General features: G+C 54.0%; 15 protein-coding genes and 3 pseudogenes. 14 read left to right on the top strand and 4 right to left on the bottom strand.

Annotated features, from left to right (window positions below; translation table 11 throughout):
• Nucleotides 1-121 precede the first annotated feature (121 nt).
• Nucleotides 122-794: pseudogene (locus tag ACTBDZ_RS06850) on the bottom strand (phosphoenolpyruvate carboxylase); the annotation flags it as partial.
• Between the two features lie 236 nt (nt 795-1,030).
• Nucleotides 1,031-2,179 carry an acetylornithine deacetylase gene (argE, locus tag ACTBDZ_RS06845; RefSeq protein ID WP_438814761.1) on the bottom strand — a complete coding sequence of 383 codons (1,149 nt, stop codon included), beginning with the start codon at nt 2,177-2,179 and terminating at the stop codon, nt 1,031-1,033.
• 256 nt (nt 2,180-2,435) lie between these two features.
• Here argE and argC point away from each other — a divergent pair, with 256 nt between their 5' ends.
• The 12 genes and pseudogenes from argC (at nt 2,436) to hemB (ending at nt 14,660) form a co-directional block, all read left to right on the top strand.
• Entirely contained in the window at nt 2,436-3,440 is a 1,005-nt protein-coding gene (gene argC, locus ACTBDZ_RS06840) for an N-acetyl-gamma-glutamyl-phosphate reductase (protein WP_438814760.1), read from the top strand.
• Nucleotides 3,441-3,463: 23 nt separating this feature from the next.
• Nucleotides 3,464-4,237, top strand: coding sequence for an acetylglutamate kinase (argB, locus tag ACTBDZ_RS06835; protein WP_438814759.1), 774 nt, complete (start codon nt 3,464-3,466; stop codon nt 4,235-4,237).
• Nucleotides 4,238-4,346: 109 nt separating this feature from the next.
• Nucleotides 4,347-5,717: pseudogene (gene argH / locus ACTBDZ_RS06830) on the top strand (argininosuccinate lyase).
• 214 nt (nt 5,718-5,931) lie between these two features.
• Nucleotides 5,932-7,494 (top strand): DNA recombination protein RmuC, encoded by a 1,563-nt coding sequence (rmuC, locus tag ACTBDZ_RS06825; RefSeq protein ID WP_438814758.1) that lies wholly within the window; start codon nt 5,932-5,934, stop codon nt 7,492-7,494.
• A 263-nt stretch (nt 7,495-7,757) separates the two neighbouring features.
• Nucleotides 7,758-8,513 carry a bifunctional demethylmenaquinone methyltransferase/2-methoxy-6-polyprenyl-1,4-benzoquinol methylase UbiE gene (gene ubiE, locus ACTBDZ_RS06820; protein ID WP_438814757.1) on the top strand — a complete coding sequence of 252 codons (756 nt, stop codon included), beginning with the start codon at nt 7,758-7,760 and terminating at the stop codon, nt 8,511-8,513.
• Between the two features lie 24 nt (nt 8,514-8,537).
• Nucleotides 8,538-9,146: a ubiquinone biosynthesis protein UbiJ gene (gene ubiJ / locus ACTBDZ_RS06815; protein WP_438814756.1), complete on the top strand. Its 609-nt coding sequence runs from the start codon at nt 8,538-8,540 to the stop codon at nt 9,144-9,146.
• On the top strand, nt 9,143-10,786 hold the full coding sequence (gene ubiB / locus ACTBDZ_RS06810; protein ID WP_438814755.1) for a ubiquinone biosynthesis regulatory protein kinase UbiB: 1,644 nt from the start codon (nt 9,143-9,145) through the stop codon (nt 10,784-10,786). The genes ubiJ and ubiB overlap by 4 nt, the downstream gene beginning before the upstream one ends.
• Nucleotides 10,787-11,031: 245 nt before the next feature.
• On the top strand, nt 11,032-11,313 hold the full coding sequence (tatA, locus tag ACTBDZ_RS06805) for a Sec-independent protein translocase subunit TatA (RefSeq protein WP_438814754.1): 282 nt from the start codon (nt 11,032-11,034) through the stop codon (nt 11,311-11,313).
• Between the two features lie 3 nt (nt 11,314-11,316).
• Entirely contained in the window at nt 11,317-11,946 is a 630-nt protein-coding gene (gene tatB / locus ACTBDZ_RS06800) for a Sec-independent protein translocase protein TatB (RefSeq protein ID WP_438814753.1), read from the top strand.
• A gap of 3 nt (nt 11,947-11,949) precedes the next feature.
• Nucleotides 11,950-12,732: a Sec-independent protein translocase subunit TatC gene (gene tatC, locus ACTBDZ_RS06795; protein WP_438814752.1), complete on the top strand. Its 783-nt coding sequence runs from the start codon at nt 11,950-11,952 to the stop codon at nt 12,730-12,732.
• Nucleotides 12,733-12,839: 107 nt separating this feature from the next.
• The gene (tatD, locus tag ACTBDZ_RS06790) at nt 12,840-13,622 is read left to right on the top strand and encodes a 3'-5' ssDNA/RNA exonuclease TatD (RefSeq protein ID WP_438814751.1); all 783 of its coding nucleotides are present in this window, start codon (nt 12,840-12,842) and stop codon (nt 13,620-13,622) included.
• A gap of 15 nt (nt 13,623-13,637) precedes the next feature.
• Nucleotides 13,638-14,660, top strand: a complete 1,023-nt coding sequence (gene hemB / locus ACTBDZ_RS06785; RefSeq protein ID WP_438814750.1) for a porphobilinogen synthase — start codon at nt 13,638-13,640, stop codon at nt 14,658-14,660.
• Nucleotides 14,661-14,740: 80 nt separating this feature from the next.
• Here the strand turns inward: hemB and rfaH are convergent, their stop codons facing one another.
• Nucleotides 14,741-15,229 (bottom strand): transcription/translation regulatory transformer protein RfaH, encoded by a 489-nt coding sequence (gene rfaH, locus ACTBDZ_RS06780; protein ID WP_438814749.1) that lies wholly within the window; start codon nt 15,227-15,229, stop codon nt 14,741-14,743.
• A gap of 147 nt (nt 15,230-15,376) precedes the next feature.
• Here rfaH and ubiD point away from each other — a divergent pair, with 147 nt between their 5' ends.
• Nucleotides 15,377-16,864 carry a 4-hydroxy-3-polyprenylbenzoate decarboxylase gene (gene ubiD / locus ACTBDZ_RS06775; RefSeq protein ID WP_438814748.1) on the top strand — a complete coding sequence of 496 codons (1,488 nt, stop codon included), beginning with the start codon at nt 15,377-15,379 and terminating at the stop codon, nt 16,862-16,864.
• Between the two features lie 54 nt (nt 16,865-16,918).
• Nucleotides 16,919-17,620, top strand: a complete 702-nt coding sequence (gene fre / locus ACTBDZ_RS06770; RefSeq protein WP_438814747.1) for an NAD(P)H-flavin reductase — start codon at nt 16,919-16,921, stop codon at nt 17,618-17,620.
• A 134-nt stretch (nt 17,621-17,754) separates the two neighbouring features.
• On the opposite strand, the pseudogene ACTBDZ_RS06765 reads toward fre, so the two are convergent.
• A pseudogene (locus ACTBDZ_RS06765) lies at nt 17,755-18,941 on the bottom strand (L-talarate/galactarate dehydratase).
• Nucleotides 18,942-19,081 lie beyond the last annotated feature (140 nt).

Here is a 19,081-nt window from a genome sequence, read left to right as displayed (position 1 = left end):
CGGTTGGTAACAAGGGCTCAATGATTGCCCATGCTTCATCAGAAAGATCGTAGCGAGCCATAATCCAAAGTGTCGTAGAAACAGATGGATACTATAGCTCAAGCAATTAAGGGACACAGCCTAGCTCGCGCAGGAAGGCCGGCACCCCTTCCCACAGGCTGTTTTCCACTACGGCGAAGCCCCATTTGGCTTCGTCTACGGGCGTTGGGCGGATCTTACGGATCTCATCCGTATGCCACGACTGGGCGATCAACTGACGCAGACGGCGCATGATTCTGGTTGCGCTCATAGTCTGCCAGATCGTTGTGATCGAGCTGTTTCAGGCAGGTGTTTACCTCAACCAGCTTATGAATCAGCGTGCGACGGGTAATTTCTGTCGGGTGCGCGGTCAGCACCAGTTCAATGGAGAGCGTCTCCACGGCGTCACGAATATCGCGTTCGCTTAAGTGTGCCTGCGCTTTCAGACGATCGAACGCCTGAGATAAAATTTCCGGGTTGCTGGCCGCTTCGCCGTGTGGCGAAATTGAGTGATATTGCTCTGCGGTGTTGGTCAGATTAAGGAACTGGCTGAAGGCGCGCGCGACCGGGAGCAACTCCTCATTGGAGAGATTTTGCAGCGTGTTCAACAGCTCCTGACGGTGCTTTTCATTGCCTGCGCGGGACGATTTTGACAGCTTACGGATCGTCTCGACCTTATCAAGAATACTCTCTCCTAATGCATCCTTGATGGTGTCACCAAGAAGTTTACCCAGCATGCTCACATTACTTCGCATCGCGGAATATTGTTCGTTCATATTTACCCTGACCCATCTCTATTTTTTGTAAGTTTGTTTCATAGAAAGACGCAAAACGCTACCTTCATCTAGCCACGCCTGGCGGGATTCGTCAATTGACGATTGGTTGTTTTATCACCCTGCCAGTTTTACCCCCCCTGTTGTTGTACCTGCTTTCGTGTGGGATTGGCAATTGGTGAAATTTAATTACATCCGTGCGCAGATTAAGGGCGCTTATTACGCCCCTCCTTTCGCGTTTACCGGCAGAAATGTTGCACCATCTGGGTGATCAACTTATGCGTTGGGGCGATAAATGCGGTGTCGATATATTCATCCGGCTGGTGGGCTTGTTCGATCGAACCGGGGCCGAGCACCAGCGTCGGGCACAGCTTCTGGATAAACGGCGCTTCGGTGCAGTAGTTCACCACATCCGTGGGCACGCCCAGCAATTTCTCAATCACACCCACCAAGGCGTGATCCACTGGGCATTCATAGCCAGGGATCGGCGGATGCAGCTCGCTGACGCTCACGCGTCCCGGCCAACGCTCGCTCACTGGCGCCAGCGCTTCCGTCACCAGACCGTTTAAATCGTTCAGCGTTAATCCTGGAAGCGGGCGGATATCCATATGCAGTTCACAGCAGGCACAGATGCGGTTGGCCGCATCGCCACCGTGAATATGGCCGAAATTCATGGTTGGATAGGGGATATGGAACGCCGCGTTGTGATAACGGGTTTGCAGCGTATTGCGCAACACCATCAAGTGGGAAATGGCATCGTGCATCAGTTCGATAGCGTTTACGCCGCGCGAAGGATCGCTGGAATGGCCGGATTGCCCCTGAATCCGCACTGCGTTTGACATATGGCCTTTGTGGGCGCGAATCGGTTTCAACGAGGTTGGTTCGCCAATGATGGCGCAGTCCGGGCGTATCTGGGTAGATTCAGAGAAATATTTGGCGCCCGCCATGGTGGTCTCTTCATCGGCAGTCGCCAGCACGTAAATCGGTTTGGTCAGCGTTGCCGGATCGATGTCGCGCAGCGCATCCAGAATAAAGGCGAAGAAGCCTTCCATATCCGCAGTGCCCAGCCCGTAAAGCTTGTTATCGTGCTCTGTCAGGGTAAAGGGATCGTGCGTCCAACGGCCATCATCAAACGGTACCGTATCGGTATGTCCGGCCAGCAGCAAGCCACCCTGGCCTTGGCCGATGCGCGCCAGCAGATTGAATTTATGCCGCGTACCGGGCACCGGCTGTACCTCAACGTGAAAGCCCAAATCGGCAAACCATCCGGCGAGCAGATTGATTAATGCTTCATTGCTCTGATCGAGCGCCTGATCGGTAGCGCTGATGGAAGGCGTCGCGATCAACGCCCGATACAGCTCAATAAATGGGGGTAAATTCATCTTCACTGTTGACAGCCTTATGTTAGGATAGTATCAATATTCATGCATTTATTTTGAATAAAAATACAATAACGCGTAGCGAAAGGAAACTGTTTCTAACCCTTGGATGAGACATTACCTGATAGTCTAAACCTGCACCGGTCGAATACCGTTAGCGGGTTTGGCGTTTTGTAGATACCCTGTTTTAACGACATTGTTTTTAACGACACTGTTTTTAACGATGCACTGTTTACATTATTTTAGTGGAAGGTATGCAGATCCCATGCTGAATACGTTGATTGTTGGCGCAAGCGGTTATACTGGCGCTGAACTTGCACTCTATCTGAATCGTCATCCTCAGATGAACCTTACCGTACTTGCGGTATCCGCGCAGCGCGTTGATGCGGGCAAACGCATTTCTGATCTGCACCCTCAACTGAAAGGCATCATCGATTTGCCGGTACAGGCGTTGACGGATGCCGCTGAAGCCGCCAAAGGCATCGATGTGGTGTTTCTGGCGACCGACCACAAAGTGAGTCACGATCTTGCGCCGGTGTTTCTGGCCGCAGGGTGCGTGGTCTTCGATCTCTCCGGTGCGTTTCGCGTGCAGGATGCTGAATTTTATCGCCGCTACTACGGTTTCGAGCATCAACACGCTGACTGGCTGGCGCAGGCGGTGTATGGCATGGCCGAGTTTCAGGCGGAGCGCGTCAAGCAAGCGCAGCTGATTGCCGTCCCCGGTTGTTACCCGACGGCGTCACAGCTGGCACTGAAACCGCTGGTGGATGCGCAACTGCTCAACACCGACCAGTGGCCGGTTATCAATGCGGTCAGCGGTGTGAGCGGAGCCGGACGTAAAGCGTCGCTCACCAGCAGCTTCTGCGAGGTGAGCTTGCAACCGTATGGCGTGTTCAATCACCGCCATCAACCCGAAATTGCGACCCACCTGGGCATCCCGGTTATCTTCACGTCGCATCTGGGGAATTTCGCGCGCGGGATTCTGGCGACCATTACCTGTCGCCTGAAACCAGGTGTCAGCGCACAGGATGTGGCGGAAGCTTACCACAATGCCTATCACGACAAACCGCTGGTGCGCCTCTACGATAAAGGGGTTCCGGCGCTAAAATCGGTTGTTGGCTTGCCGTTTTGCGATATCGGTTTCTCCGTACAGGATGAGCACCTGATTGTGGTCGCCACGGAAGACAACCTGCTTAAAGGCGCGGCGGCGCAAGCTGTACAGTGCCTGAATATTCGTTTTGGTTTCCCTGAAACCCAATCTTTGCTCTGACATAATCCTGAGGCACGAAAGCGATGAATCCGTTAATTATCAAACTGGGCGGTGTGTTACTGGACAGCGAAGAAGCGCTGGAGCGTCTGTTTACGGCGCTGGTTGCCTATCGTGAGCAATACCAGCGCCCGCTGGTCATTGTGCACGGCGGCGGCTGCCTGGTAGATGACCTGATGAAAAAACTGGCGTTACCCGTAGTGAAGAAAAACGGGCTGCGCGTGACACCGGCGGATCAGATCGACATCATCACCGGTGCGCTGGCAGGTTCGGCCAATAAAACGCTGCTGGCTTGGGCGAAGAAACACGCCATCAACGCGGTGGGTCTGTGTCTGGCGGATGGCGGCATGACCACGGTAACGCAGTTGGATGAATCCCTGGGTTACGTGGGTAAAGCACAGGCGGGTTCCGCCGATCTGCCCAATGCGCTGCTGAGCGCCGGGTATCTGCCAATCGTCAGTTCCATCGGCATTACCGAACAAGGCGATTTGATGAACGTTAACGCCGATCAGGCCGCAACCGCGCTCGCGGAGACGCTGGGTGCCGATTTAATCTTGCTGTCGGACGTGAGCGGTATCCTCGATGGTAAGGGTCAACGTATTGCGGAAATGACCGCACAGAAAGCAGAGCAGTTGATTGCGAAGGGGATTATTACCGATGGCATGATCGTTAAAGTCAATGCGGCGCTGGACGCGGCTCGCGCGCTGGGTCGCCCGGTAGATATCGCCAGTTGGCGTCATGCCGATCAACTGCCCGCGCTGTTTAACGGCACGCCGATTGGCACGCGTATTCTGGCGTAAATCTGTTAATCTGTAAGGCATTTCCGTTGGCCGAAAGGTAACGGAAGCGAGCATGCGGGTCCGCCCGCATGGTTACAAGACATTGAAGCACATTTTGGGAGTATCGGTTATGGCGTTGTGGGGCGGTCGTTTCAGTCAGGCGGCAGATCAGCGGTTCAAACAATTTAATGACTCGCTGCGGTTTGATTACCGTCTGGCGGAGCAAGATATCGTCGGCTCCATCGGCTGGTCAAAAGCGCTGGTGACGGTCAATGTTCTCAGCGAACAGGAACAGCAGCAGTTAGAGCAGGCGCTGAATGCGCTGCTGGCCGAGGTGCAAGCCGATCCGGAACAGATTCTGCACAGCGACGCCGAAGATATTCATAGTTGGGTAGAGCAGAAGCTGATCGACAAAGTGGGCGATTTGGGTAAAAAGCTCCACACTGGCCGCAGCCGTAACGATCAGGTCGCCACCGATCTTAAACTTTGGTGCAAAGCGCAAATCAGCGAACTGCAACTGGCCGTGCGCCAACTGCGCGCCGCGTTAGTCGCTACCGCTGAGGTGAATCAGGATGCGGTGATGCCGGGTTACACCCATTTGCAGCGCGCTCAACCGGTGACCTTTGCCCATTAGTGTCTGGCTTACCATGAAATGCTGGCACGCGATGAAAGCCGCCTGGAAGATACGTTAAAACGCCTTGATGTCAGCCCATTGGGCTGCGGCGCGTTGGCCGGGACGGCCTATCCTATCGATCGTGAGCAACTGGCGGGCTGGCTCGGCTTTGCGTCTGCCACGCGTAACAGTCTGGATACGGTGTCAGATCGCGATCACGTACTGGAACTGCTCTCTAATGCCTTGATCGGCATGGTGCACCTGTCACGCTTTGCCGAAGATCTGATCTTCTTCAACAGCGGTGAATCCGGGTTTGTTGAGCTGTCCGATCGTGTGACCTCCGGCTCCTCCCTGATGCCGCAAAAGAAAAACCCGGATGCGCTGGAGCTGATCCGCGGTAAATCGGGTCGGGTGCAAGGCGCGCTGACCGGCATGATGATGACGCTCAAAGGCTTGCCGCTGGTGTACAACAAGGACATGCAAGAAGACAAAGAAGGGCTGTTCGACGCGCTCGACACTTGGCATGACTGTCTGATGATGGCGGCACTGGTGTTGGAAGGCATTCAGGTCCGTCGTCCGCGCTGCCAGGAAGCGGCGCAGCAGGGTTACGCCAATGCGACCGAACTGGCAGACTATCTGGTGGCAAAAGGCGTTCCGTTCCGCGAAGCGCATCGCATTGTCGGTGAAGCAGTGGTGGAAGCTATTCGGCAGGGTAAGCCGCTGGAAGCATTACCGCTGGCGGATTTGCAGAAATTCAGTGCCACCATTGGCGATGACGTGTATCCCATCCTGTCGCTGCAATCCTGTCTGGAAAAACGTGCGGCCAAAGGTGGTGTGTCACCACAGCAGGTCGCACAGGCGATTGCCGATGCCAAAGGGTGTCTGTAACGCTGATAGCGCTCTGTCACCTGTATCAGGGCCGGATTTCCGGCCTTTTTTATTCAGCCAATGACCATAAGTCATAACGCAAGACGCCTCGCATTTTAACCATTTCACCGCCGACAACGATGCCGCTTTACGTTGGCCTGCGCTATTCTTTCTGGACATACATACAGTATCACTTTACCTTGACGGACAGTGGCGATAACGAAAGGAATGCGACGTGGATATCACCCTCTTTTACGGTGTAGGCGGCGGGGCGGTCGGAGTGCTGGCGGGATGGCTGGTTGCCAGCCTGCGTTACCAGCAACGCCGCGCTCGGCAAGAAACGGAACAACGTATACAAGAACAAGCGTTACAGCAGGCGCAAAGCGCGGTACGTGAGCTTCAGCTTGCGCGTGATAAGGACGAACAGCGCCTGCGTCAGGATGATATGGAACTGCGTCTGATGCACGGTAAACTCACCGCCCATCAGGAAAAGCTGCTGGTCATGTCCCGGTTGCAAGAGGAGTGCAACCAGCTCAATCAGGAATTGCGCGCGCTGCGCGAAGCAAACGGTGCGCAGGAAGCGGAACTGCGTGAAGTCACCATCCGTCTGGAAGAAACGCGCCTCGCCGCTGAGGAAAAACAGCGCTTGTTAATCAACAGCGAGCAACGCCTGACGACACAGTTTGAAAATCTGGCTAACCGGATTTTTGAGCACAGCGGGCGCCGGGTGGATGAACAAAATCAACAGAGCCTCGATAAACTGCTGACGCCGCTGAGAGAACAACTGGACGGTTTTCGTCGTCAGGTCCAGGAGGGGTTCGGCAGTGAAGCGCGTGAGCGCCACACGCTGGCGCATGAAATTCGCCAGTTGCAGCAACTCAACGTGCAAATGGCGCGAGAAGCGGTCAACCTGACGAAAGCCCTGAAAGGCGATAATAAAACCCAGGGGAACTGGGGCGAAGTGGTGCTGGGACGCGTACTTGAGGCTTCAGGCCTGCGTGAAGGCCATGAATACCAAACGCAGGTCAGTATCCAGACGGGCGCAAACGGACGCATGCAGCCGGATGTGATCGTTCGTCTCCCACAGGGCAAAGATGTGGTGATTGATGCCAAGATGTCGCTGGTGGCCTATGAGCGCTACTTTAACAGCGAGGACGACGGGGAACGTGCCAGTGCACTCAACGAGCATATCGCCTCCGTGCGCGGTCATATCCGTCTGCTGAGTAATAAGGACTATCAGCAATTGCCGGGGCTGCGCTCGTTGGACTATGTGCTGATGTTTATCCCCGTCGAGCCTGCTTTTCTGGTTGCTATCGACCGCCATCCTGAATTGATCAGCGAAGCCCTGCAACACAACATCATGCTGGTAAGCCCTACCACGCTGCTCGTCGCGTTACGTACCATCACCAACCTGTGGCGTTATGAACAGCAAAGCCGCAATGCGCAGCAGATCGCCGATCGTGCCTCTCGGCTGTACGATAAACTGCATCTCTTTGTGGAAGACATGGCGGCGTTGGGGCAAAGCCTGGATAAATCACAGGTTAGCTATCGGCAGGCCATGAACAAACTGGCTTCCGGGCGCGGTAATCTGATAGCCCAGGTAGAAGGTTTCCGTTCCCTTGGTGTTGAGGTTAAGCGTACCATAAACCCCAACGTGGCAGAGCAAGCGGTGCTTTCTGCTGAGGCTAACGACGAGACCGGGCGGCTGTCTCAGCAGCCTGAAGCAATGCAAACCGACATCCCGACCAGCGGAGAACAACCTGCCAGTGCAGACGTGGGAATATCGAACCAGCTGTGATGCGTTGCGTATGTTCACGTTTTACAACTTTATTCAGTGCATCAGAGCGATGGGTTTTTAAGCCTGGTCTGTTACACTCTCCCCATTAAGGGGTAGTTTCAAAATTCGATGTTCCTCTTCGATTGTTGATGCGAAACGCGCACAGACACGCCAAGCTCGTGTTGTGCATAACGCTCGATAGCGCAATGTGAGCGGTGAGTCCAGCCGAGAGTGCGCAAAGGGGATTGACCACAATTCTGATTTGGAAAAGTAGGGCGAAGAACATGACGAACGATCCGGAGAAAACCACGCATTTTGGTTTTCGTACTGTCGATAAAAACGATAAAGAGGCCATGGTAGCGGGCGTATTTCACTCCGTAGCGGGAAAATATGACCTGATGAACGATTTGATGTCCTTCGGGATTCATCGTGCCTGGAAACGGTTTACCATTGAGTGCAGCGGTGTCCGGCGTGACCAGCGCGTGCTGGATCTGGCGGGCGGGACGGGGGATTTAACGGCTAAATTCTCACGCTTGGTCGGCGAATCAGGAGAAGTGGTGCTGGCTGATATCAATGCTTCCATGCTGAAAGTGGGACGCGAAAAGCTCCGCAATTTGGGGATTATTGATAACGTCAGCTATGTGCAGGCCAATGCGGAGGCGCTGCCCTTCCCGAATGACTACTTTGACTGCATTACCATTTCTTTCGGTTTACGCAACGTGACGGATAAAGACAAAGCGCTGCGCTCCATGTTCCGCGTCCTGAAGCCCGGCGGCCGTTTGCTGGTGCTGGAGTTTTCCAAACCGATGTTGAAACCGCTCAGCAAAGTCTACGATTTCTACTCATTCCATGTTTTGCCGCGTATTGGCGATATGGTGACCAAAGATGCGGGCAGCTACCGTTATTTGGCGGAATCGATACGTATGCATCCGGACCAGGAAACGCTGAAGGGCATGATGGTGGATGCGGGCTTTGACAGTGTAAACTACTTCAACCTCACGGGAGGCATTGTCGCGTTACACCGTGGGTTCAAATTTTAAGTTGTTTTATAGTGGGAAACGCTGATGCTGATAACGTCTGTGCTGGCTGCCGCGCTGGAAACGGCGTTAAATAGCCTGCTTTTTCGCGAACGTAGCTTGAAAGCGGCGCGCCAGCGACTACAGGGAAAAACGCTCAAAATTGTGTTAGCAGAACTGCCGGTGCCGCTGGTATTGGTCTTTGGTGAGCACCGCGTTGATGTGGTAAGCCAGTGGGCTGATACGGCGGATTGTCAGTTAGAAACCCGGATACCCGCATTGCTCACATTGCGCGATCGCCAGCAGCTTTCATCGCTGATGCGTCGTGGTGAACTGGTGATTGAAGGGGATATGCAGGTTGTCCAACACTTTGTCAATCTATTGGATTTGGCGGAGTGCGACCCCGCAGAGTGGCTTGCGCCTTACACGGGCGACGTTGTTGCGCAAGGCATTGGTCAGACGGTACAAGGCGCGTTTCGCGGTGCGGCCCGTTTTTTCGATCGCCAGCGGCACTACTTGGCAGAAACCGTAACGGAAGAGTGGCGGCTTGCGCCGGGGCGTTTAGAAGCGACTTGGTGGTATGATGAAGTGGCCGCGTTAAGTGATGACGTCGATACGCTGGCGGCACGACTGGCGAAGCTGGAGTCTGCCGCATGACGCCAAGTGAATTGCTGCGCCTTTACCACATTATTCGCGTCATGTTGAGCTATGGGCTCGATGAACTGATCCCGCATTTGCGCATCACCTTACCGTTGCGTATCTGGCGCAAATTCCTGTTCTGGATGCCAAACCGCCGTAAGGACAAACCGCTTGGTGAACGTTTGCGTTTGGCGTTGCAGGAATTGGGCCCAGTGTGGATCAAGTTCGGTCAGATGATGTCTACTCGGCGCGATCTTTTTCCACCGGAGATTGCCGATCAGCTCGCTATTCTTCAGGATCGCGTAGATCCTTTTGACGGCAAACTGGCCCGTGAGCAGATCGAACTATCGATGGGGGGCATTCCACTCGAAAGCTGGTTTGATGATTTTGAAATAGTGCCACTGGCCTCTGCGTCTATCGCACAGGTGCATACTGCGCGGCTCAAAACAAACGGCCAGGAAGTGGTTATCAAGGTCATTCGTCCTGATATCCTCCCCGTCATCAAGGCTGACATGCGGCTGATGAACCGTTTGGCGGGCTGGCTGCCGATGCTGTTGCCGGATGGGCGGCGTTTGCGCCCGCGTGAAGTCGTGCGTGAGTACGAAAAAACCCTGCTTGATGAGTTAAACCTGCTGCGTGAAGCGGCAAATGCCATTCAATTGCGCCGTAACTTTGATGGCAGCCCGATGCTGTATATTCCGGAGATCTATTCGGATTATTGCAGTGAAAACATGCTGGTCATGGAGCGTATCTACGGTATTCCGGTCTCAGACGTTGAGGCGCTCAAAGCCAACGGCACCAATATGCCGCTGCTGGCGGAGCGCGGCGTGCAGGTGTTCTTTACTCAGGTATTCCGCGACAGCTTCTTCCACGCCGATATGCATCCGGGAAATATTTTTATCAGCTATGAACACCCTGAAAACCCGCAATATATCGGTATCGATTGCGGCATCGTTGGGTCGCTGAACAAAGAAGATAAGCGCTATCTGGCAGAAAACTTCATTGCCTTTTTCAATCGCGATTATCGTCGCGTGGCTGAACTGCATGTGGATTCCGGCTGGGTGCCTGCCGATACCAATGTTGAAGAGTTTGAATTTGCGATTCGTACCGTGTGCGAACCCATTTTTGAAAAGCCATTGGCAGAGATCTCCTTTGGGCATGTGTTATTAAACTTGTTCAATACGGCGCGCCGCTTCAACATGGAAGTGCAGCCACAGTTGGTCTTGCTGCAAAAGACGTTGCTCTACGTTGAAGGTGTCGGCCGCCAGCTATACCCGCAGTTGGATTTATGGAAAACAGCCAAGCCTTTTCTGGAGTCGTGGCTGAAAGATCAGATGGGGGTTGCCGCACTGATTCGCGGATTGAAAGAAAAGGCCCCCTTCTGGGCGGAAAAACTGCCGGAAATTCCCGAGTTGATTTACGATGGTTTGCGGCAGCATCGGCTGCTGCGCCATAGCGTTACACAACTGACAGATGAACTGTGCATGCAGCGAGTGCGCCAAAGCCAGTCGCATTATTTACTTGGCGTTGGCGCGACGTTGCTACTGGCTGGGTTACTCATGTTGGTGGGGCGTCAGGATCTCCCGGAAGTGATTTCGGCGGGGTTAATGGCCGCTGGTGTTGTGAGCTGGGTCATTGGTTGGCGTCGTACACGTTGAAGCAGATCATGATAGACGCTATTAATAGCCGTATATAATAGTTACGGCTTTGACCTTATATGCCTTTCCGCCGCAGGAAAAAGGCGTTGCAGGAAACGTAAACCGAGCGCATCCTCTGGGCATGCATTCTCTAGGTAAAGAATAACGCGCGGTGACTCGTTTTCGGACACCAATGCACACACGAATGTTTGCGGTGTGAAAAAAGATGATGGATAATTCCCCTTTGTAGAAAAGAGGTAATTGGTATGGGTGGTATTAGTATTTGGAATTTGTTGATCATTGCGGTGATCATGGTGCTGCTGTTTGGTACTAACAAGCTGAGAACGATAGGCTCCGATTTGGGCGCATCGATTAAAGGCTTTAAAAAAGCCATCAGCGATGACCAACCTTCGCCCGCTGACAGCGCATCTGCAAACCAGAATGAAAAAACACAGCAGGATGCCGATTTCGCGACGAAGTCCATCACGGAACAACAGGCTGACGCAAAATCAGAAGAAACGAAGAGCCAGCATAAAGAGCAGGTATAATCGGTGTTTGATATCGGATTTGGTGAGCTAATGCTCGTAATGGTGATCGGCCTGTTAGTACTCGGGCCTGAACGCCTGCCCGTTGCGGTTAAAACGATTGCTGGTTGGGTCAGAACGCTGCGCTCGCTGGCGTCTACGGTGCAAAATGAGCTGACCCAAGAGTTGAAGTTGCAAGAGTTGCAGGACAGTTTGAAGAAGGTGGAGCAGGCTAGCCTGAAAAACCTTTCTCCAGAGCTGAAAGCCTCTATGGACGAACTCAAAGAAGCGGCGGATGCGATGCGACGCGGTTATGCGAAACCCGGTGACAGCGCCACGGCGCAACTGGGTGAGGTGCCGCATAAGCCGCTGGCGGATGCTGAGGCAGCTCATGATGGGGTTATCAACGCTGAGCAGGCGTCTTCGCCAGCAGCGTTACCGTCTGTCGACCAACCCGCCGCTGCGCCATCCTCATCCCTTATCGATGTGGCACCGCCTGCGGCAGTGAATAGCGCACCAGAAGCGCCTTCTGCAACGGCTCTGCCTGACAATACGCCAGCTGTCGCTGCCGTGGCACCGACCGATGATGTGCCCAATAAGCGCGCAGCGCCTGCACCGGCTGTCGCGCCTTCCCAACCCTCTGCTGATGAACGCTAGTCTATGGCCGTTGAAGATACACAACCGTTAATCAGTCACCTGATTGAGCTTCGTAAGCGCCTGTTAAACAGCATTCTTTGTGTGCTGGGCGTATTTGTCGTGCTGGTTTTTTTTGCTAACGACATCTATCAGATTGTTTCGGCACCGCTTATTGAACAACTGCCTGCCGGGGCCAGTATGATTGCCACTGATGTGGCCTCCCCGTTCTTTACGCCGATTAAACTCACGATGATCGTGTCGGTGTTTGTCGCTGCACCGTTGGTGTTGTATCAAGTCTGGGCGTTTATCGCTCCGGCGTTGTACAAACATGAACGTCGCCTGATGATGCCGTTGCTGTTCTCCAGCAGCCTGCTGTTCTATGCGGGTATGGCATTTGCCTACTTTGTGGTGTTCCCACTGGCGTTTGGTTTTTTTGCCAAGACAGCACCGCAGGGGGTGCAAATCGCCACCGATATCAATAACTACCTCGATTTCGTGATGGCGCTGTTTATGGCGTTTGGCGTCTCTTTCCAGGTACCTATTGCTATTGTGCTGCTGTGCTGGAGCGGTGTGACCAACACGGAAGATTTGAAGAAGAAGCGGCCTTATGTGCTGGTTGGCGCTTTCGTTGTCGGTATGCTGCTGACGCCGCCGGACGTGTTCTCGCAGACGTTGTTAGCTATTCCGATGTACCTGTTGTTTGAAGTCGGCCTGTTCTGCTCGCGTTTTTACGTGGGGAAAGGACGCCGTCAGTATGAGGCGGAAGAACGCGAGGCAGAAGAAAGCAACGAAGGTCCATCGTCCTGAATCCTGTTGTTATCCCCGCTTAGGCGGGGATTTCCTCCAATCTGCATCTGCTTCCCTTCGGGACTCGCTCGCCGGAGCGGGAGTGTCATTACCCTTCAGGAATGTCCATGTTTGATATCGGCGTCAATCTGACCAATAGCCAATTTGCTCACGATCGTGCTCTGGTCATTGAGCGTGCTCAGGCGTTTGCGGTGAGCGGAATGATCATCACCGGAACCAACCTGCATGAAAGTGAGCAGGCGCTGGCACTGGCACAGAAATACCCAAACTATTGCTGGTCGACGGCGGGTGTGCATCCCCATGATGCCAGCAGTTGGTCGACGGCGGTGGCGGAGCGGATTTCGCAGTTGGCGCAACAGCCTGCTGTTGTAGCGCTGGGCGAGTGTGGACTGGACTTTAATCGCAATTTCTCAACGCCTGATGAGCAGGAACACGCCTTTTCCGCGCAGTTAGCGTTGGCAGCAGAGCGGATGTTACCCGTATTCTTGCATTGCCGTGACGCCCATGAGCGTTTTATCGCGCTACTCTCTCCCTGGCTGGATAAGCTGCCGGGAGCGGTGCTGCACTGTTTCACGGGGACTGAACAGGAGTTGGATGAGTGCTTGCGTCTTGGGCTTTCGATTGGCATCACCGGTTGGGTGTGCGATGAGCGACGCGGAATTGCACTTCGCCATCTGCTAAAACAGATTCCCATCGACCGCCTGTTATTGGAAACAGACGCGCCCTATTTGTTACCCCGGGATTTATCACCAAAACCTGCATCCCGGCGTAATGAACCCTGCTTTTTGCCGCATATCGTTCAGCAGGTTGCTGCCTGGCGCGATGAAGACGCCAGGATGTTGGGGCAAAAAGTAGATGAAAACGCACGCCGGATTTTCCGGCTGCCATGATTCTGGAGAATAATTATGAGCAATGTTTTTCCTGGCGCTTTTCCCGGCCGTCGCCTGCGCCGTTTACGCCGTCATGATTTCAGCCGTCGCCTTGTTGCTGAAAATCAGTTGACGGTCAATGATCTGATTTATCCTGTCTTTGTGATGGAAGGCAAAAATCAGCGTCAGGAAGTGCCTTCGATGCCGGGCGTATACCGCATGACACTGGATCTACTGGTGAAAGAGGCGGAAGAACTCGCCAAGCTGGGTATCCCGGTGCTCTCACTGTTTCCGGTGATCGATACCGATAAGAAGTCGCTGAACGCCGAAGAAGCCTACAACCCCGAAGGGTTGGTGCCGCGTGTGATCCGCACGCTTAAAGATGCAGTGCCGGAGTTGGGGTTGCTGACAGACGTTGCCCTGGATCCTTATACCACGCATGGGCAAGACGGCATTATTGATGAAGATGGCTATGTGATAAATGACATCACCAAATCCGTTCTGGTGCGTCAGGCGCTGTGTCATGCACAAGCGGGTGCGGAAATCATTGCACCAAGCGACATGATGGATGGGCGCATTGGTGCCATTCGTGCCGAGCTGGAAGCGCAGCATCTGGTGAACACCCAGATCATGGCTTACTCGGCAAAATATGCCTCTTGCTACTATGGGCCTTTCCGCGATGCGGTAGGTTCGGCAAGCAATCTGAAAGGCGGTAACAAAAAAACCTATCAGATGGACCCGGCCAACGGGGATGAAGCCTTACAGGAAGTCGCTCAGGATTTGCAGGAAGGCGCGGACATGGTGATGGTGAAACCCGGTATGCCCTATCTGGATGTGCTGCATCGTGTTAAAGAAACGTTTGGCGTGCCGACCTTTGCCTATCAGGTCTCCGGTGAGTATGCCATGCACATGGCCGCCATTCGCAACGGCTGGCTTCAGGAGCAGCCGCTGGTGATGGAGTCACTGCTGTGCTTCAATCGCGCAGGGGCCGACGGCGTGCTGACCTATTTTGCCAAGCAGGTCGCACAATGGCTGCGTGACGAACAGCTTTCCCGCTAATCGTCCTATCCGCTCAGACCTATCCGTTCGCCGCCCGTGAGTGTTCTCACCGGCGGCGTTTCTTTTGTCGGGTAGCCTGACTACAGCTTTTTGAACTGGCGATTATCGAGGCTTTGCGGCACCTGCTTGTTGAGAAAATTGAGCAGCAGCATGGAGCGGGCTTCACCGTCAGGTTCACTGTAAATCGCCTGTAGCCCGGTAAACACCCCTTCGGTGATCAGCACGGTGTCCCCGGGATACGGTGCTTGTGGATCGTGAATCATCTGTACCGGGTGTTGCGTCAGTTCGGTAATGACGGTCACGGGAATGACCGCAGGCAGAGCGCCGAAACGGATAAAGTGGCTGACGCCCCGTGTTGCGGCAATCGTGGTGGTATGGATGCGTTCGGGATCGAATTCAATAAACAGGTAGTTGGGAAACAGTGGCTCGCTGACTTCCACGCGTTTTCCCCGCACGATCTTTTCCATTTTGATCATCGGGCTCAGGCAGTTAACGGCCTGGCGTTCAAGATGTTCCTTGGCGCGCAGCAGCTGCCCACGTTTGCAATACAATAAATACCAGGCTTCCATAATGTGTTGTGTCGATGATCTGTCAGTCGATGAGCATTGCCGGGAAGCATAACAAAACCCTGTGCGGATAAATAGCGGCATGAAGAAGCGACAGAATTGGCAAGAAACCTTATAATGTCGTTTTCACAGACTGCATTGACAATCAGCATGAAATATCGTGATTTACGTGAATTTCTCGCGCTTCTTGAACAGAAGGGAGAACTGAAACGCATTCGCCACCCTGTCAGCCCCCATTTGGAAATGACGGAGATTGCCGACAGAACGCTGCGTGCGGGCGGTCCGGCGTTGCTGTTTGAAAATCCCACCGGTTATACCATGCCCGTGCTGTGCAACCTGTTCGGCACCCCGGAGCGGGTGGCAATGGGCATGGGACAGGATAGCGTGACGGCGCTGCGTGATGTCGGCAAGCTGCTGGCCTTTTTGAAAGAGCCTGAGCCGCCCAAAGGATTCCGAGACTTGATGGAAAACATGCCCAAATTCCGTCAGGTGCTCAATATGCCCACCAAACGGCTGTCATCGGCTCCTTGTCAGGAGCAGGTCTGGTCTGGGGAAGACGTCGATCTGACCCGTATTCCTGTGATGCAGTGCTGGCCGGAAGATGCTGCTCCCTTGATCACCTGGGGCTTAACGGTTACACGCGGGCCGCACAAGGCGCGTCAGAATATCGGTATTTATCGCCAGCAGGTGCTTGGTAAAAACAAGCTGATCATGCGGTGGTTATCTCATCGCGGCGGCGCGTTGGATTTCCATGAGTGGTGTCAGGAAAATCCCGGTCAACGCTTCCCGGTTTCTGTCGCGCTCGGTGCCGATCCGGCGACTATCCTTGGTGCAGTAACCCCGGTGCCAGATACGCTTTCCGAATACGCCTTTGCCGGGCTACTGCGCGGTTATAAAACCGAAGTGGTGAAATGTCTCTCCAATGATTTGGAAGTGCCCGCCAGCGCGGAAATTGTGCTGGAAGGGTACATTGAACCGGGAGAAATGGCGGCGGAAGGGCCGTATGGCGATCACACCGGCTATTACAATGAGGTGGATAACTTCCCGGTGTTTACTGTTACGCATGTGACGCAGCGTCAGGATGCCATTTACCACTCTACTTATACCGGACGCCCACCCGATGAACCTGCCGTATTAGGGGTGGCGCTGAATGAAGTGTTCGTGCCGATTTTGCAAAAACAATTCCCGGAAATTGTCGATTTTTACCTGCCGCCGGAAGGGTGTTCCTATCGTCTGGCAGTCGTCACCATGAAAAAACAGTACGCCGGTCATGCCAAACGGGTGATGATGGGCGTATGGTCTTTCCTGCGCCAGTTTATGTATACCAAGTTTGTCATTGTCTGCGATGACGACACCAATGCGCGTGACTGGAAAGACGTTATCTGGGCGATTACCACCCGTATGGACCCGGCACGAGATACGGTATTGATGGAAAATACGCCAATAGACTATCTGGATTTCGCGTCGCCGGTGTCGGGGCTGGGTTCCAAAATGGGGCTGGATGCCACCAATAAGTGGCCCGGTGAAACTCAGCGCGAGTGGGGGCATCCCATCAAGAAGGATCCTGAGGTGTGTGCCCGTATCGATGCCATATGGGATGAGCTTGCCATTTTTAACGACAGCCCGCCGTGTGCTTGATGTATGGTGTGCCGCTGTTACTCGTTTTGCTTTTATCACCCTTAGAGGGAATGCATGACAACATTGAGCTGTAAAGTGACATCCGTAGAGGCGATAACGGATACGGTTTATCGGGTACGTTTGTTGCCGGAAGCTCCTTTCTCTTTCCGTGCCGGTCAGTATTTGATGGTGGTAATGGATGAGCGTGATAAGCGCCCGTTCTCGATGGCATCAACGCCGATGGAACAGCAGTTTATCGAGCTGCACGTGGGGGCCTCAGAGCTGAACTTGTATGCGATGGCGGTGATGGATCGTATTCTGAAAGAGCGTTCTCTGACGGTGGATATCCCCCACGGTGAGGCCTGGCTGCGCGAAGAGAGCGATCGTCCGCTGATCCTGATTGCCGGCGGCACGGGGTTCTCTTATGCGCGTTCTATCCTGCTGACGGTGCTGGCGCATCAACTCGAGCGCGAGATAGCGATCTACTGGGGTGGGCGGGAGATCAAGCATCTGTATGATTTGACCGAGCTACAGGCTCTGGCGAGCCAACACGCGAATTTGCAGGTTATCCCTGTGGTTGAGCAACCGGAACAGGAGTGGCACGGCAGAACGGGTACGGTGCTCAGCGCGGTATTGCAGGATTACGGCACACTGTCAGGTCATGATATCTACATTGCAGGCCGCTTTGAAATGGCAAAAATTGCCCGCGAGCGCTTTTGTAACGAGCGTGGTGCGTTGATTGACCACCTCTACAGCGACGCCTTCTCCTTCATTTGAGTGCCTTAAAAAACGTGCTGTTTCCGGCGGAGTTCATCAACGGATGGAAACAGCACGTGTGCTAAAGGTGCACCAAAGCATCTTACGTTGTGACCAGACAGACCCGCACGAGCCGCAACGGGATGCGCTACCGATTACTTGAATTCACAGGTTTGCACCGTCCAGCGCCGCGCCTGCTCGCTGATGGTGAAGCCCAATCCCGGGCGGTCAGAGACCCACATCCGGCCATCACGCAGCTCCAACTGTTCGTTAAACAGCGGGTTCAACCATTCAAAGTGTTCCAGCCAGGGTTCGATGGGGTAGGCTGCGGCGAGGTGCAGGTGCACTTCCATCGCGAGATGCGGTGCCAGTTTCTTACCGTGTTTGGCCGCCAGATCCATGATTTTCAAAAACGGCGTCACGCCGCCAACGCGCGGGGCGTCTGGCTGAACGAAATCGCAGGCGTTGCCGAGGATCAGTTGCTCATGTTCCCGGAAACTGGTCAGCATTTCGCCGGTAGCAATCGGGGTGTCCAGTGCAGTTGCCAACGCCGCATGGCCTTCGACATCATAGGCATCCAGCGGTTCTTCAATCCACACCAGATTGAACGCCTCCATTTTTCTGCCCATACGGATGGCGGTTTCACGATCCCATTGCTGGCTGGCATCGACCATTAACGGGAAGTCATCGCCCAACGCCTGGCGCACGGCGGTAAGGCGGCGAATATCTTTTGTGTATTCGGTTGGCTGACTTTGATTTTAATGCCGCCAATGCCATTTTCGCGGGAAATCACCACGTTTTTCAGTACCTGCTCAAGCGGCGTATGCAGGAAACCGCCAGAGGTGTTATAGCATTGCACCGAATCGCGGTGGGCGCCCAGTAGCTTGGCCAGCGGTAATCTGGCGCGTTTGGCCTTCATGTCCCACAGCGCAATATCAATCGGAGAAATTGCTTGTACTGCCATACCGCTGCGCCCGACGGAAGCACCAGCCCACAGCAGTTTGGTATAAATCTTGTCGATATCGTTAGGGTCTTCGCCGAGCAGATTATCGGCAATCTCTTTGGCGTGTGCATAAATACCCTGACCCCCCGCGCGTTTGGAGTAGCTGAACCCTACGCCCTCAAAGCCATCCCGCGTGCGGATTTCAGCGAATATGATCGCGACTTCCGTCAATGGCTTTTGGCGTCCCGTCAACACTTTGGCGTCACTCACTGGCGTTGCCAGTGGTAAAAAGGCTAAAGAGATCTTCACCTGTTCAATACGATCTCCGGTCTCTGCTGCTGTCGGGGAGTGTGCAGTTTTGGCGTAGCTTACGGCATCTGAATTGGCGTGTAGGGTCATGATGGCATCCTGAAATAAAACCGTCATTCCGCACCTACTTTAAGAATAAATTCGACGGTATCGCTCGCCGAGAACATCAACGATGGTCTTGTGAACAGAATTGAGGTTGGATACTTGTGGTGGTCTGTCACCAATACTGA

Source organism: Symbiopectobacterium sp. (genome assembly GCF_051710365.1).
Taxonomy (GTDB): domain Bacteria; phylum Pseudomonadota; class Gammaproteobacteria; order Enterobacterales; family Enterobacteriaceae; genus Symbiopectobacterium.
This window is presented reverse-complemented; position numbering and strand designations above follow the sequence as displayed.